Below are 16,732 nucleotides of genomic sequence, written 5' to 3'. Positions count from 1 at the left end.
AAAAGTGTAAAATATTACACTTTCTTTATTTAAGTTTCAAACTATATATTTTAATGTTTTCAACAACATTTTTTATATTTCTTACCACTACCACAAGGACAAGCTTGATTAGGTTTAGCTTTATATTTTGACTTATTATTTTCAATAACAGAATTTTTATTATTTTCACTTCAATAATTATTTTGTGTAGGTTCATATGTAATTACTTCTATTCAATCATCGTTATTAGTATCATTTGAAATATTAGTTTCATCTTCATATGTAATCACTTCTATTCAATCATCATTATTAGTATCATTTGAGATATTAGTTTTATTATTTTTTTGTGTAACAAGTTCTATAGTTTTTTCTTTTTTATCAATATTTTCAACATTATTTTCAGTATTTATAAGTTTTTCAGAATTATTATTTTTATCGGATTCTTCTATTTTATTTATAACTACTTTATTTGATTTTTCTTGATTACTTCAATTTATAAAATCAAAATTAGATTGAATTTTTTCTGTATCAAGTTTAAGAAATGAAGAAATACATTCTTGTTTCACATTAAATAAAAGTTTTTGATATTTTTCAAATGCTTCTTTTTTGTACATTATCAATGGATCAAGTTGTGCATATCAAAATAATCAAACTTTTTCTCTTAATTGTTGCATTTCATCAATATGTTCAACCCGAAGATTATCTATACTTCTTAAATAAATTGATTTTGTAATATCTTGAAAAATATCTTCATTTAATTGAGATTTTTTTTCATCATAAAATTCAGTGATTTTAATATTTAAAAAATTTTTAAAATCAATTATTTTATTATATTTTTTAATATCTGTTTTATCTAAACTTATATGAAAAATCTTTTCAAAATTAGAGATCATATCACCAATATTCCAAGTTTGATTTGCTGTATATGTATCTACAATTTTATCAATTACATCAATAATAAATGATTTAAATTCATTATTTATATCAAATCATTCCAAATCTATACCAAAATCTTCTATAATTTGCTCATTTCATTCTACATTTGATCTAGCAAACAATATTAAATCCCTTTTGGAATATATTCTTTGTCTTTGTTTATTAATCACACTATCATAATCAAAAAGATGTTTTCTTCAAGTAAACAACCATCACTCCATTTGTTTTTGTGATCTTTCTATAGATGAAGTAAATTGAGCTTGAGTAAGTTCCATACTATTTAATTCATCTTTTGATAACAACATACCAGCCACAGTTTTTATTTTATCTCATCACATTTTTCTCATAATTTCATCATCAAGTGCAACAAAAAATTGACTAACACCTGGATCTCATTGTCTACCTGATCTACCTCTAAGTTGATTATCTATTCTTCTACTTTCATGTTTTTCAGTTGCTACTATTGACAAACCAAAATGTAAATCTTCTTCAAGAGTTTCTGTATTAGAATTTTTAGTAAAATTTATATTACAAAGTAAATCATTTTTATCTTTTTTTGACTTATTGAAAATAATTTCAATATTTATTCAATTTCATAATTCAGATTTTAAATTACTACTAATTCAATTTTCAAAATTTTTAGAAAATACATTATTAATTCAATTAATAATCAAATCTAATTCAATATTAGAAAATATATTTAATGAAATATTATTTTTATCAATATTATTTTTTATCCAATTAGAATAATTTATAGCTAATTTTTCGTTTAATCAATCTTCCAATTTAATATCAGTACCACGACCTGCCATATTAGTTGCTACAACCACACTATTACTTTTACCAGCATTTTTAATAATATTTGCTTCTTGTTCATGATATTTTGCATTAAGCACATAATGATTTATATTTGAATTTCTAAGTTTCATAGAAACTGTTTCAGAAGTAATAATACTTGAAGTTCATATTAAAATAGGTTGTCAAATATTATGATAAAACTTAATAGCTTCCATAACTGCATTCCATTTTGCTTCTTGTGAAAAATAAACTTTATCTCATTTATCAACTCTAATAGTAGGTTTATTTGTAGGTACTGGTAAACTATCCAATTCATATATTTTACCAAATTCTTCAGCTTCTGTTATTGCTGTTCAAGTCATTCAAGATATTTTTTTATATTGCTTGAAAAAATTTTGATAAGTAATACTTGCAACAGTTTTTGATTCTCTTTGAATATTTACTCATTCTTTAGCTTCAATTGCTTGATGTAGACCTTCAGAAAGCCTTCTACCTGGCATTATTCTACCAGTATGTTCATCAACAAGCATAACTTTATTATCTTTTACAATATAATCTTTATCCTTTTGAAAAACAGCTTTTGCTTTTAGAGCATTTTCTATATGATGAATTTCATCATATCAAATATCTTTATATAAATTTTCAACTCAAATAATATTTTCTAATTTTTGTATTCATTTTCAAGTTAATTGTATGGATTTTATTTTTTCATCTATATAATAATCATTTTCTTCTACATTATCTTCTTCATTTGAATCATCAGTCATAATTTCTTGTAAAAATGTTTTTGATTTTTTCTTTTTTCATTTTGAAGGTATTAAATTATTAACTATTTTTGAATAAGTTAAATATTTATCTGTTGCTTCAGCACTTGGTTGAGAAATTATAAGTGGTGTCCTAGCTTCATCTATCAAAATACTATCTGCTTCATCTATTATAGCAAAATTTAGAGGTCTTCGCAATAAAGCTCTCTGATCCAAAGATCAAGCCAAATTATCTCTAAGATAATCAAATCATAATTCAGAATTTTCTACATAAGTTATATCTTTTCAATATTCTTGTCTCCTTTTTTCTTGAGCAGTTCATTTAGTAACTGATCAAACTTCTAATCATAAGAAATTATACAAAACTCACATCCACTGTGCATCTCTAATTGCTAAATAATCATTCACAGTAACAAGATGAGCTCATTTTCATGAAATTGCATTAAGATAAATAGGAAGGGTTGCAACCAAAGTTTTACCTTCTCATGTTTTCATTTCTCAAATATTTCATTTATGCAAAATTATTCAACCCAATAATTGAACATCATAAGGAATCATATCCCAAACTTTTTTTTCTCATTCAATTTCAAATTCTTTTCAATTAAGTCTTTTACAAGCTTGTTTAACGGTCGCAAAAGCTTCTGGTAAAATATCATCTAAATTTTCTCATTCATCATATCTCTCTTTAAATTCTTTAGTTTTTAATTTCAATTCTTCATCACTCAAATCATTATAAGATTCAAAAATAGAGTTAATTTTATCAACTATAGGTAAAATTTTATTTATTTCTTTTTTGTGATGATCTCAAACAAATTTATTTATCAAAAAATTAAACATTTATATAAATTAGAATTTCTAAAATAATTTTTTTATTAAAACAATATGGCACGACCAGGAATCGAACCTGGATTCTAGTCTTCGCAGGACTATGTCCTATCCATTAGACGACCGCACCAAACAACTTCTTTTTAAAAAAAATAAAAAGAAGCAAATATATACAGCATTATAATGAATATATTAATTTTCTCAAGTTAAATTTATTACAACTTCATCACTTGCAGTATATCACATAGAATCTGTTGCTTTAACTTGCAATGTAGTTCTTCAAAATCTAACTGTTCTAGGAACGGAAAAATCTCTGTTATCAGTAACTTTTCTGAGTCAAGAAAAATCTTGTGTTGATACTTGAAAACCTCAAACAAAAATTTTAACATTAGTTATTTCAAATGGTGATCTTACAAAATATTTTATAGAATCTTTTCTCAACAAATCATCTAAATCATCTAAATCTTCAATAGATACAGAAATATATCATTCATTTGCAATTATAGCTCTTTCAGGACATTTTTGAGTTGGTTCATCTATAAAAACAGGAGCTCAAATAATTTCTGAATATTTATTTATTCAAGTATTTTTTCGCCATTGAATTACATCATTTTTATCTCTTCAAGAAGGCATTATTGTTTCTGGTTCTATTAAATAAGCTTGTTTTAGATCACTTGATGGTGTATTATCACTAACAGCTCAATCACAAAGAGTATCAACATATATTGATTTAAAACTTGAATCATCTTTTTCTGGAATAGATTTTATATGAGCAACAGTATTAACAATTAAATTAGACAATGTATTTGAAGATGCCAATTTTCAAGTTATTTCATTTATAGAAACATTTTTTATTTCAACAGGATTTATTTTTGAATTTTTAATCAATCATTCATCCTTCAATTTAGTAAAAAAAGTTTTCCAAACTGGTGCATTTACCCGTCATCAATAAGTTCAAGGATTCATTGCCTCTCATCTTGTATTTCATGCCCAAAAAATTCATACAGAATTAGGAGTATATGAAACTAACCATCAATCTCTTGGCAAAGAATTTCATGAATTTGTTCTTATATTTGAAGTTCAAGTTTTTAAAGCAAAATCTATTCAATCAAAAACAAAATTACTTCTCCAAGAACTTGGCATATTGTTTATATCAGATAATATTTTCCATATAAGATATGAAGCTCAAGGACTTATTACTTCTTTTTGTCTTTCAATTTGTTTTCTATACAAAATTGATCAATCATTTCAAGTAATTTCTAATATAGGATTTATTTTTGGAGGACTTCAATTTACCGATAAATGAGAATAAGCATTTGCCAAATTTATCATTTTTATCTCTCATGATCATAATGCCATAGGATATCAATAAGTAACATCATCATCAAAACTTGTAAATCATAAATCGGCAAAAAACTTTTTAAGACTTTTTTCCTGACCAACTATAAAATACATTTTAATGGCTGGTATATTTCTACTATAAGCTAATGCCTTACTTAAAGGCATAATTCACATAAATTGTCAATCAGAATTATTTGGTCTATTACCACCTATTCTCATAGGAATATCATAAATCGGTGTTTCAGGTGTAAAATTATTTTCCATAAATGCCTTTGCATAAATCAATGGTTTCAAGGTAGATCAAGGCTGTCTTATAGACTTAATCATATCTACATTTCAATCTATATCTTCATTAAAATAATCTGCAGATCATACATAGGAAAGTATATCTCAATTATTAGTATCTACATAAATCATTGATGCATTATTTGCTCATTGTTCATTTATATTTTCAATATTTTCTCTAATTGATGCTTCAGCTTTTTGCTGAAGAGAATAATCCAAACTTGTTCTTATAGTAAGTCAACCCTTTTTTAAAATTTCTGATGAATATTCTTTTTCCAAATACTCTATAACATTAAAAACAAAATGTGGTGCTTTAATATTTACATCTTTTTTGACAAAAGAAATATTTGCTCAATCTATAATTGCTTTTGTAAATTCTTCTTGATTTATATATCAATCAACAAACATTCTTATCAAAACTAAATCTTTTCTTCAAATTTTATATTTAATATTATATTCTTCTCAATTATATTCAGCTTTAAAATTCAATAATCACCTCAAAAAATTTAAAACAGAATTTGTAGAATTATGAAAAGCCATACTAGATTTATCTAAATTTATTTGTATTTGTTCCAATGCAAATTCTTTTATATCTTCTTCCAAATGTACCAATTCTCAATTTTCATCATTTACAACTACTTCTCACATAAGTTCTATAACATTATTGTAAGGATTAATAGAAGAGGGTGATCTAGGTAAAGATGCTATAATTGAAGATTCAAGTATATTCAAATCTTCAGCTGATTTACTAAAATAAGTATCACTAGCTGCTTCTACTCAATAAGAATTATTTCCAAGAAAAACATAATTTAAATATAATTCAATAATTTTTTCTTTAACTTTTTTATCCAAAGTTTCATCATCCAAATTTCAATAAGAATTTTTTAGTTGTTGTCTTATATATCAATTTAAATTTATTGCTAAAACTATTTCTTGTAATTTTCTTTCTATAGTCTGTTCATTAGTCAACAAAAGATTTTTAATTAATTGTTGAGTCAATGTGGATGCTCACTGAAGATCTTGTCATAAATTAACAATATCATGAACTCATGCTCTAATTATTCATCTAACATCAATTCACGGATTAGTCCAAAAATTTCTATCTTCTATAGCAACCAATGCATTAATCATATTAATAGAAATTTCATCATAATCAACATAACTTCTATTTTCTTCATATAATTCATAAAGAATTTCTCAATTTCTATCAACAATACGAGAAGTTTCAGAAAAAGGAATATCTTCAATTTCAGAAATATCTGGTAAAGGAACCCAAATATTATTATAAAACCAAATAGATCAAATTATAAAAGGAAATATAAATAAGAACAAAAACAAAAATATCCAAGTTTTTATATGATTTTTTTTTCTAGGTCTTCATCTTTTTTTTGAAAACAGTTTTATTTTTCTAAATGATTTTTTTCTTTTGATCATACTTTATCATAAAAATAAAAATAAATTTTTCATATTCTTTATTAAAGAATTATAAAAAAAATTCAATACATTTTTAACATTAATTAAAAAAAATCACTAACATAATTATATATTAATGATTTTTTTAAAGATCATCAAGTAATTTTTCTATTTCATCAATATTATCATTATCTTCTTTTAATTTAACAACTTTAACCATAGATTTTGATATATGAAATTTGAAGGTTTCAACAAAAGAATTATCTTCATTAATTCAATTTAGAACTATTTTTTTTTCTAATTCAATAATTTCATCAATTACATTAATTATATTTTCTTTTTTTTCATCATCATAAGCATCCCAATTATCTACTATTTTATTTTTTCTTTCAAGTTTAATCAAAAAACTAGATTTTAATTTTTTTAAAGTATCAGTATTAATTAAATTATTCATAATAAAAAATTTATAAAATACAAAAAATGCAATAATTATATTTGTGATTTTTTAATTAATTTTATAGCTTCTTGTTTATCAGACCATCAATTAAGTTCAGTAGTTTTTCAATCTATTTTTTTATAATATGTAAGAAAAAATTCAATTTGAGTTTTTAATATTGAAGGTAGATCTTCCAATGTATTTATATTTCAATATGTTGGTTCTTTTTCAGGAACTACTATAATTTTATCATCCATTTCTCAAGAATCTATCATATGTAAAACTCAAATTACTTTTCATTTACAAATACTTCAAGGATTTATTGAAAATTCAGATAATATTATAACATCTAATGGATCATTATCATCTTCATTGAAAGTATTTGGAATTAATCAATAATTATAAGGTATTGGCATAGGAGTAGTAAAAAATCTATCTACTTCTATCGTATTTAGTTCTTTATTAAATTCATATTTCACCATACTTCATTTATTTATTTCAACTATACAATTTATAGTTTCTCAATCTTTTTCCCATGTAGTCAAATCTTTATATAAATTCATAATTTTTAATATTTATATATATAAAATATAAGAAATTAATATATTTATTTATAACAAAAATTCAAGAGATAAATATTTTTTATTTTAAAAAAATCAATTATAAATAATATTTATAATTAGTTTGTTGCAATTTTAACTTCTGGAATTAATTCTATATTAAATTGATTTTTTACTTTTTTTTGTGCCAATTTTATTAAATATAATAAATCATTATAATCTCAAAAATCTTTATTAGTCATAAGAAAATTTGCATGTTTATCAGAGAAAAAAGCAGATCAATAAGTAAATCATTTTAAATTTACTTCTTGTATCAATTTACCAGCAGAAAAATCTTTTGAAGGATTTTGAAAAAAACTACCACATGAATTTCATTTTGGCTGTTTATTTTCTCTAAAATAAATATTATCTACATCACTTGAATATTTTTCTTTTATTTTTGATAAATCAAAACTAGCTTTAATTATTAAATATCAAAAATTATCTTTAAAAAAAGATTTTCTGTATCAAAAATTAATATCTTCTTTATTTAATATTAAAAAATTTCAATTTATAAAATCATAAACTTCAACATTTAATATATTTGATGAAATTTCCAAACCAAAACATCCCGCATTTCAATAAATAGCTCAACCTACTGTTCAAGGCAGTCATATAAATCTATGCCATATATTTTCATCATATTCATATTCTAACTTTTCTGAAATATTTGAAATTAATTCATTTGAATAAATATTCAATATTTTTGCTCATTTATCATAATCAAATCAATTCAAATTATTTTTGATAATTATTCAATCAAATTCATAGAAAGCAAAAAGAATATTAGTTCCTGCTCATACAAATAAAATTTTTAAATTATTTTTATTTGCAAAATCAAATAAATCATTAAGTAATAAAACATCTTGTAAATTATTTATTTGAAAAAAATATTTAGCACTAGCTTTTGTTTTAAAATTTGAAAAATTGGAAATATCTATATTTCTTTTCAAAAAACACATAATTAATTTTTTTATTTAAAATACTTTTTTAACTTTATATCATCATCAATGCATTTCTAACAATTCTACAGTATCTCAATTATTAATTTTTTCTTCACAATATACAGGCCAATATCAACCATCACGAAATATTACTTTTTCTCAACTTACAACTTGTATAATTTCTTTTTCTCAAACAAAATTATCTGCACTCATAGGACTATCTGATTTAATTGTTGATCTTATATATGGAAACAAAAATTTTCTAAAAATAAAAATATTAATTATTGAAAAAAACATAAAAAAAAATCAACTTAACCACCGCATTTCAAATCAAAATCAAAATACGGCTGATAAAAGTCAAGTCAAAATAGCAGAAATTCACAAAGCTAAAAAATCTAATGTCAAAATAAATATTTCTATTATAATAAACAATATTCACAAAGCTATCCAGTAATAATGAAAATCAAATTCCATATTATTTATTAAGTGTTAAATTTTTTTTAAATTGTTCAACATTAAGTTGATCCAAAATTTCTAAAACAGTAAAATTTTCTCATTTAAATTTTCAAAAATCACTTTCTCTAAGAATAACTAACCAAGCTATAAAAACATTAAAAATTTCAGATTCTTCTTTTGTAATTATATAATCATTATTTAATCTAGATATTAACTGATCTGTAATCATAAGTAAATTAGATATAGATTTAGTATTGGAACTAGAAGATAATTCTAATAAATATGAATATTTTTCCATTTCAAATATTTCATATAAATTATTTATTTTTCATAAAACATTTTCATAAGAATTATGATAATTATCTTTATCTCAATTCATATATGAGACTACTAAACTATCAAGATCTTCTTTGAGAAAAGATATATTAACAATATTTTTAAATTGTCATAAATTTTCTTCCGATAATAATTGCTTTCATTTTGATGCCAAAACAGTATCTGTATTTAGATTATCTTGCTCATCTACTATATCTTTATTTTTTTCAAAAAACCTAAAATCATAATATTTATTTATAAATTTTTCAGTTTCAGAATATGATATATTTTCTTTTTTTGAAACAGGACTTGAAACATAGTCTCAAGTTCATTTACTTGTACTTGCAATAATACCAGTTTTATTATTTTTTTCTTCATTACTTGTATAAAATCATAAAAATAAGAAAAACAAGAAAACAGTATATATTAATACTTTTGAATAAAATGGAACTCTATCAAGTATAGTTCTTTTTTGAGTCTTTTGTATAAACATTTGATAAATATCAAATTTTTCTTCTTGTGTAGGCGAAATTTTTTTATTTTCCTCAAAAAAATCATTTATTTTCATCAAAAAATTATTGTTAGATATATAAAAATTGCAAAAACATAAAATAAATTTATAAAATAAACAATCACAGTATCATAAATCAATACGAATATTTTAAATATATGTGACAATTTAAATTAATTTAAATAAACTATAAATTTAATTACAATTAATTATAATAAAAAAAATAAATAATTTCAATATAATTTAATAAAATTAACTTAAAATATTAGGATCAGATTTCAAAATTTCTTTTTTAAGTAAATTTAAATTTTCTAATTTAGGATAAGTTTGTAGTATATCAATACTAGCATTTTGTACTTTTTCCAAAAATTCTGTATCCATCAAAATATTAATAGGAATATCAGTTTGTCAAGATTGTTTAATTCATAATATTTCTCATCATCCACGAGTTTGTAAATCTATTTGTGATAAATTAAATCAATCAGAATATTTTTCCATATTTTTTAATCTTTGTATAGTATCTTGAGATTTTGAAGTTGTCATTAAAAAACAATATGATTGTAAATCACTTCTTCCAACTCTACCACGAAGTTGATGAAGTTGAGAGAGTCCAAATCTTTCAGAATTTTTTATTAATATAATAGTTGCTGTAGGACTATCAACTCAAACTTCTATTACTGTAGTGCTTACTAATATTTTTGTTTTATTATTTTTAAATTTATTCATAACTAAATCTTTATCTTTGGACGACATTTTACCATGTAAAACATCAACTTTATCAGATATTGAAGAAAAAAAATCTTTAGTATTTTCATATTCTTGCATAACATTAGCTACATTTTCCATAGCTTCACTTTCTTCTATCAATGGCGTAATAATATATACTTGTTGACCTTGATCAATTTTTTGTAAGATCCATTCTTTCAATTTATTAAATTGATTTTCAGTAATTACTTTGGTATGAATTTTTTTCCTACCAGCTGGAAGTTCATCAATAATACTAACATCAAATTCACCAAAAAAAGCTATTGCAAGAGATCTTGGAATAGGAGTTGCAGTCATTTGCAAAATATGAGGAGTATTAAATTTTTTTAAATATCATCTTTGTTTTACTCAAAATTTATGTTGTTCATCTATTACTACAAATCATAAATTACAAAAATCAACAGTATCTTGAATAATAGCAGTAGTTCATACAACAATATCAGTATTAGAATTAAATAAATTTTGTTTTATTTTTTCCTTATCTTTCAGTGATGTAGATCAAGTAAGTAAATCAATTTTTATTCATAAAGGTAGTAAAAACTTATTAATTCATAAAAAATGTTGTTTTGCCAAAACTTCAGTAGGAGCCAAAATTGCACTTTGTTTACCCAAAACATTTTTTATATAATAAGCAATAGCAATAGCAACAACAGTTTTACCACTACCAACATCTCATTGCAAAAGTCTCAACATAGGTTTTCAACTACAAATATCTTCTATACAAATTTTTATAGCTTTTTTTTGTGCATTTGTTAAATCAAAAGGCAATGTATTCAAAAAATTTTTTATAACTTCCCATTTAGGAATTAATTTAGATTTAATTTCTTTTTTATGTTTTATTTTTGAGATTTGAGATACAATTTGTATTTTTAATACTTTATCAAAATATATTCTATATTGAGCTTTTGTAAGTTTTTCAAAACTTTGAGGAAAATGAATATTTCTTATAGCTTCTCATAAATTTAACAATCAATAAGAATTAATTATACTTTGAGGAAGTGGATCAGGAAACAAATAATCTAGCTTTTCAATATTTTCCAAAATTTTTTTGGCAAACCGAGATGCTTTAATTCACATAAGTTCGGAATATATTGGATATATTCTTCATGTTTGTTCATTGTTTTTCATATTTTCTGAATTAATTATTTTAGGATTCCAAAAAATTATTTTTCATCTCTGAAATTTAGGTTTACCAACTATAACATAAAATTTACCTTTTTCTAAAGTTTGAAAATAATAAGTATTATTCATAATATTTACAAAAATTTTATTTCATATTTCATCTTCTAATATAATTTCTATTAATTTTTTTCATCTAGCAGTATTTATCATATTTTTTGAAATTAGTTCTCATTTTGTTGTTTGAGTAGTATTATCAATCACAAGATCTCTAACTTTTTTTATTTCTGTTCTATCTTCATAATCTCTAGGAAGATATAAAAAAAAATCTTTGATATTATAAATTCAATTAGCATTTAATATACTCAAATATCTAGATGATGTTTTAAGTTCTTTCAAATCCATAAAAAATATTTCTTATAAATAAACTATTATAATTAATATATAAGAAATTTAAAAGATATTTCAATAGTTTTGTACTATTAAAAATATATTATATTTCTATATTTTTTTTAGAAAAAAATTATACTATATTCATATATAAAATAGTATAATTTGTAATATAAAAAACTTAAATTAAGTCATAATTATATAAATAATATATAACTTAATCCAAGTTTTTTATAAAAAATAATTAATAAAAGTTATTTAACATTAATAACTTGACTAGAACCTTTTTTTCAAGTATTTTCGTCATAAATAGAATATTGTAATTTAATTCATTCAGCATGAACATTAGGATTATACTTCAATTCTGTTTTCAAAGATCAATTTTGGTATACCCAAGAACCTTTTAATTCTGAAACTTTTTTATAATTAGTTGGAGGATTACTACAACGACCTGGATCTATTGCATCAGGCACATTAGGGTGTGCATGTACAGACTGACATATCCATGAACTAGATTTTTCAATTCAATTAATTTCAAGATTTACATTTGAATTTGGTTTTAATTCATTACTTGATAATTTAATATTAATATCTCATCAATTATTATTTGGTTGAGGCTGAGATGTCTGTTCTGATACTTTAATAATTTTACTATAACGAGCACTTCAACGAATACCTCAAACACCTTCAGTATATGCAGCATATTGTAATTTAATTCATTCAGCATGAACATTAGGATTATACTTCAATTCTGTTTTATACATAAGACCATCATATCTCCAATTGGAATTATTTACTAATTCTGAAACTTTTTTATAATTAGTCGGAGGATTATCACATCTAGTAGGATCTACTGCATCAGGCACATTAGGATGTGCATGTACAGACTGACATATCCATCAATTATTTGGTCTAAGTCAATGAATAACAACATTTACATTTGAATCTGGTGTCAATGTATCACTTGATATTTGAACACCACTACCTCATAATTTTTTTCGTTCCTCAAAAGGAATACATCTATTTCAATCCGGTTTATATCAATCTTTACATGCCCATTTACATGATCAAAGTTCATTAGGATTTCCTGTATTTGAAGGTAAATATGCCCAAATATGTCAACCATGAAGATCTTCATCAATAAGATCATCACTACAACCACCATATCAACATTTTATAACTTTTTCACCAACTGGTGTAAGTCACCTACAACCATATTTATCTTCATTTCAAGTTCTTGCATCATCATTATGATCTAAACTTGAGTCATTTCATAAAGAATGTATAATTCAACTAGAACCTTTTTGTCAAGTAGATTCATTATACATATGTGATTGAACTTGAATTCATTCATCATAAATCATTTTATCATAATGTATTGTTGCTCTTCGTTCTGAATCTTTATAAACCCAAGATCATATTCATCAAGCTCATTCTTTATGTTCAGAAACTTTTACATAATTAGTTGGTGGATTATCACATTTAGTAGGATTCACTGCATCAGGTACATTAGGATGTTGATGCACAGACCGACATACTAAAGCATTATCTTCTTTAAGTCAAGCAACTCTAATATCTACTCTAGCATCAGGTGATAATACATTATTTGACAATTCATATTCAACACCTGATACACATCAATATCATTTTTTTGAATATCATTCTTTGCATGACCATGTACATTCAGTATCTAAATTTCAATCCACATATCTCCAATATGGATATTTTGGTTTAGGGGATGGCTGTACAGCATCAGGTACTGGTTTACATCAATCTTTACAATATTCTACTCATTCTCATTCTGGTCTATTATTCTCTCATGTTGGAAATATACAAGAATAATCTAAACCTATATCATCATTATTATATGTTCATCTTTCTTCTGTATCTTCAGAAAAATATTCACCAGATCATAATCTGTTAAGAATTCACAAATAAATTGAATTTTCAAAATCACTATTATCATCAGATATTGCATCATTTAGATTTTGTATAATCTGATCTTTATATTGATCATAAGAAATTTCATAACGCTTATAATTATGTATAATATAACCTTTATTATTTCGTCTAGCAGAATTTCTATAAACATTATTATATCATTCAGATATATATATATCAACAACTAATTTCTCTCAAGAATTTAATCTATTATAATATTCGTTATTTCAATAAGATATCGAAAACAAAAAAGATATTCACATAAAAAACAAAATTATTTTCTTCATAATTATAATTAATTATTATATAAATATATATTAATTTATAAATTACACAAATTAATATGTCTATATATTAATAATTAATTAATATAATTCAAGTCTTTTATCAATATTATTTACATATTCAATTTAAAATTTTTCTCTTGTCATTAAATTTTAATTAATTAAACAAATTAATAATTAATTTTTCAAATTTTATTATCTAACTTATTTCATTAATTTATCTGGAAAATTATCACAAGAAACTTTAAATTCTGAATGATATTTATCTTCATAAGATAATTCTAAAGATTCTTCTTTTCAAATATTTGAATTTTTTAAATAATCATAACATTCTTTTATTTTTCAAATACACTGTGTTCCAAAAAGTTCTTGTTTTTTGACACCTAAACATTTACAAGAATACATTGGATATTTAAAATTATAACTACATTTTGGAAATGAAATTAATAAAATTAATATTTGGGATATAACTAAAAATAAAATAAAGTAAAATAAAGTTTTATAAAATTTTTTAAAAATAGAAAAAGAAAAAATTAAAAAAAGAAAAGCTGAAAAATAAGTAAAATAAACTATACTACCAGCAATAAGTACAAAAACATGAAAACAAAATCAAAAAATAATTAACAAAATAAACAATAATATTTTTTTCCAATTATTTTTTAAACAATTTATTATTTTTTCCCTACTAAACATATTTTTTATTAAAAATAAATAAATAATTTATTATATAAATTCAAAGATAAAATAACACTATTTAGTATCAAACTATATTTTTTCATAATAGCAATTTTTATTAAATAAGCTTTTTTATCAGTATTATTTATATTATGAAAATTAAATTTATTTTCTATAAAATTTATTTTACAATTTTACCCATTAAATTTATTAAATAACAAAATAACAAAAATAGACTAATACATTTTTTATTTCAATTTATCAAAATATAATACATTTTAAAAACTAAATAAAAAATAATAGCCTACTCAAAAAAAAATAACAAAAGAAAAAAATTTACAATAGTTTATCAAAAAATTAAACAAGAAATCAACAACTATATACAAAATCAAAAATAAAACATTAACAAAACAATATTACAAAAGAGAATAATTAACTTTAAAAAAAACAATAAATATATTTTATAAGTGGTGGGTGATATAGGACTCGAACCTATGACCCCTTGCTTGTAAGGCAAGTGCTCTCGCCAACTGAGCTAATCACCCTATTAAAAATGGCAGTCCTACGGGGAATCGAACCCCGGTCTTCGGGATGAAAACCCGATATCCTAACCACTAGACGATAGGACCAAATGGCGGGAGCGACGAGACTCGAACTCGCGACCTTCTGCGTGACAGGCAGACGTTCTAGCCAACTGAACTACGCCCCCAAAACAAAGCCAGCTGTGGGACTTGAACCCACGACCTACCGCTTACAAGGCGGTTGCTCTACCACTGAGCTAAGCTGGCAAATAAAACTATTAATAAAAAATTTTATATAGATTTATTTACTAACTTAGACAAATTAGATTTTTTTCTACTAGCATTATTTTTATGAATAATATTCCTTCTAGCTGCTCTATCAATACTTGAATATGCCTTTTTCAAAAGTAAATCAAATTCTCAAGAAGATTCAGAAACTGCTTTTTTTAATTTTTTTATAGAAGACTTCATCTCCAACTTAAAAACTAAATTTCTAGCCCTCATTTTTTCACTCCTTTTAACAGCTTTTTTAGCTGATTTTGTAATTGCCATATTTTACAAACAATAATCTTAAAATCTAAATTAATAAACCAATACTCCAAGGGTGGGACTCGAACCCACGACCCAGTGGTTAACAGCCACTTGCTCTACCAACTGAGCTACCTTGGAAAATATTGTGATATATATATAATGATTTTTTTTAGAAAATCAAGAGATTTTTCAATATTTATAACCTACCGAGGGCGGGACTTGAACCCGCACACCGTAAGGCACTTGGTTCTAAGCCAAGCGTGTCTGCCAATTCCACCACCTCGGCATATATATCTAATTTTTCTCGGGAGATAGGACTTGAACCTACGATCTCCTGATTCAGAGTCAGGCGCTCTACCAACTAAGCTACTCCCGAACTCATCTTAAATAATTATCAAATATATTATAATTTGCGGGAGTTGGACTCGAACCAACGACCTTCGGGTTATGAGCCCGACGAGATACCACTTCTCCATCCCGCATAAAAAACAAAAACTGGGGTACTAGGACTCGAACCTAGGAATTACGGGTTCAAAGCCCGTTGCCTTACCAGCTTGGCCATACCCCAAAATAATATAATCCAACAAAATATTAATTCATCTCATTAAATGATTTTTTATATATAATGATTTTATTTAATTTTTCAAGAGAAAATTAATTAATCTTCTGCACCTAAATTAAAGAAAAAAGTTAATTTTATTGATTCTGTAGGTAATTTCTTTGATTTCTATTTCGGAAAAATTTTCAATTATGTAATATATATTCAACTACTTCTAACCAGACATACATATAATAATTATTTAGTCTTTCAACTTCACTTCTTAAATGTATTTTCTCTAAATTATATTCTTGTTTTAAATATTTATATGTTTCTTCTATTAACCATCTATAACTATATACTTTT

Annotated in this window: 12 protein-coding genes and 10 tRNA genes; all 22 read right to left on the bottom strand. The window is 23.6% G+C overall.

All coding sequences use genetic code 25. The annotated features are described in order from the left end of the window. Nucleotides 1–50: 50 nt before the first annotated feature. A complete protein-coding gene (gene secA, locus VAMP_RS06860; protein WP_213348132.1) occupies nt 51–3,314 on the bottom strand; it encodes a preprotein translocase subunit SecA in 3,264 nt (1,087 codons plus the stop codon). Nucleotides 3,315–3,360: 46 nt separating this feature from the next. Beyond that, nucleotides 3,361–3,432 (bottom strand) — tRNA-Arg (locus VAMP_RS00595). Nucleotides 3,433–3,494: 62 nt separating this feature from the next. Then, complete coding sequence (locus VAMP_RS06855; protein WP_213348130.1) at nt 3,495–6,362, bottom strand: transglycosylase domain-containing protein; 2,868 nt, start codon at nt 6,360–6,362, stop codon at nt 3,495–3,497. A 124-nt stretch (nt 6,363–6,486) separates the two neighbouring features. Beyond that, entirely contained in the window at nt 6,487–6,795 is a 309-nt protein-coding gene (locus tag VAMP_RS00585; RefSeq protein ID WP_213348122.1) for a hypothetical protein, read from the bottom strand. A 35-nt stretch (nt 6,796–6,830) separates the two neighbouring features. Continuing rightward, on the bottom strand, nt 6,831–7,340 hold the full coding sequence (locus VAMP_RS00580) for an inorganic diphosphatase (protein ID WP_213348120.1): 510 nt from the start codon (nt 7,338–7,340) through the stop codon (nt 6,831–6,833). Nucleotides 7,341–7,456: 116 nt separating this feature from the next. Then, on the bottom strand, nt 7,457–8,338 hold the full coding sequence (gene murB / locus VAMP_RS00575; RefSeq protein ID WP_213348118.1) for a UDP-N-acetylmuramate dehydrogenase: 882 nt from the start codon (nt 8,336–8,338) through the stop codon (nt 7,457–7,459). 15 nt (nt 8,339–8,353) lie between these two features. Continuing rightward, the gene (locus tag VAMP_RS00570) at nt 8,354–8,794 is read right to left on the bottom strand and encodes an NfeD family protein (RefSeq protein WP_213348116.1); all 441 of its coding nucleotides are present in this window, start codon (nt 8,792–8,794) and stop codon (nt 8,354–8,356) included. A gap of 1 nt (nt 8,795) precedes the next feature. Further along, complete coding sequence (locus tag VAMP_RS00565) at nt 8,796–9,659, bottom strand: hypothetical protein (protein ID WP_213348114.1); 864 nt, start codon at nt 9,657–9,659, stop codon at nt 8,796–8,798. 195 nt (nt 9,660–9,854) lie between these two features. Beyond that, nucleotides 9,855–11,891, bottom strand: a complete 2,037-nt coding sequence (gene recG, locus VAMP_RS06850; protein WP_213348112.1) for an ATP-dependent DNA helicase RecG — start codon at nt 11,889–11,891, stop codon at nt 9,855–9,857. A gap of 239 nt (nt 11,892–12,130) precedes the next feature. Beyond that, the gene (locus VAMP_RS00555) at nt 12,131–14,104 is read right to left on the bottom strand and encodes a hypothetical protein (protein WP_213348110.1); all 1,974 of its coding nucleotides are present in this window, start codon (nt 14,102–14,104) and stop codon (nt 12,131–12,133) included. A gap of 201 nt (nt 14,105–14,305) precedes the next feature. Then, nucleotides 14,306–14,506 (bottom strand): hypothetical protein, encoded by a 201-nt coding sequence (locus tag VAMP_RS00550; protein WP_213348108.1) that lies wholly within the window; start codon nt 14,504–14,506, stop codon nt 14,306–14,308. A gap of 738 nt (nt 14,507–15,244) precedes the next feature. Beyond that, nucleotides 15,245–15,321, bottom strand: a tRNA-Val gene (locus tag VAMP_RS00545). Nucleotides 15,322–15,330: 9 nt separating this feature from the next. Continuing rightward, nucleotides 15,331–15,405: transfer RNA gene (locus tag VAMP_RS00540), tRNA-Glu, on the bottom strand. 3 nt (nt 15,406–15,408) lie between these two features. After that, a tRNA-Asp gene (locus tag VAMP_RS00535) sits at nt 15,409–15,485 on the bottom strand. Nucleotides 15,486–15,492: 7 nt separating this feature from the next. Then, nucleotides 15,493–15,564: transfer RNA gene (locus VAMP_RS00530), tRNA-Thr, on the bottom strand. 24 nt (nt 15,565–15,588) lie between these two features. Next, on the bottom strand, nt 15,589–15,849 hold the full coding sequence (rpsT, locus tag VAMP_RS00525) for a 30S ribosomal protein S20 (RefSeq protein ID WP_213348106.1): 261 nt from the start codon (nt 15,847–15,849) through the stop codon (nt 15,589–15,591). Nucleotides 15,850–15,893: 44 nt separating this feature from the next. After that, nucleotides 15,894–15,966, bottom strand: a tRNA-Asn gene (locus tag VAMP_RS00520). Nucleotides 15,967–16,032: 66 nt separating this feature from the next. Next, a tRNA-Leu gene (locus VAMP_RS00515) sits at nt 16,033–16,114 on the bottom strand. Nucleotides 16,115–16,131: 17 nt separating this feature from the next. Then, nucleotides 16,132–16,204: transfer RNA gene (locus tag VAMP_RS00510), tRNA-Gln, on the bottom strand. A 34-nt stretch (nt 16,205–16,238) separates the two neighbouring features. Beyond that, nucleotides 16,239–16,310 (bottom strand) — tRNA-Met (locus VAMP_RS00505). Nucleotides 16,311–16,323: 13 nt separating this feature from the next. Then, nucleotides 16,324–16,396: transfer RNA gene (locus VAMP_RS00500), tRNA-Gln, on the bottom strand. 128 nt (nt 16,397–16,524) lie between these two features. Continuing rightward, the coding region (locus tag VAMP_RS00495; RefSeq protein WP_213348104.1) for a transposase at nt 16,525–16,732 on the bottom strand (208 nt) is incomplete at its 5' end.

Source organism: Candidatus Vampirococcus lugosii, from assembly GCF_018420025.1.
In the GTDB taxonomy this organism is placed as follows: domain Bacteria; phylum Patescibacteriota; class Gracilibacteria; order Absconditabacterales; family Absconditicoccaceae; genus Vampirococcus; species Vampirococcus lugosii.
Note: the sequence above shows the minus strand (reverse complement) of the source record. Positions and strands in the feature narration are given on the sequence as shown.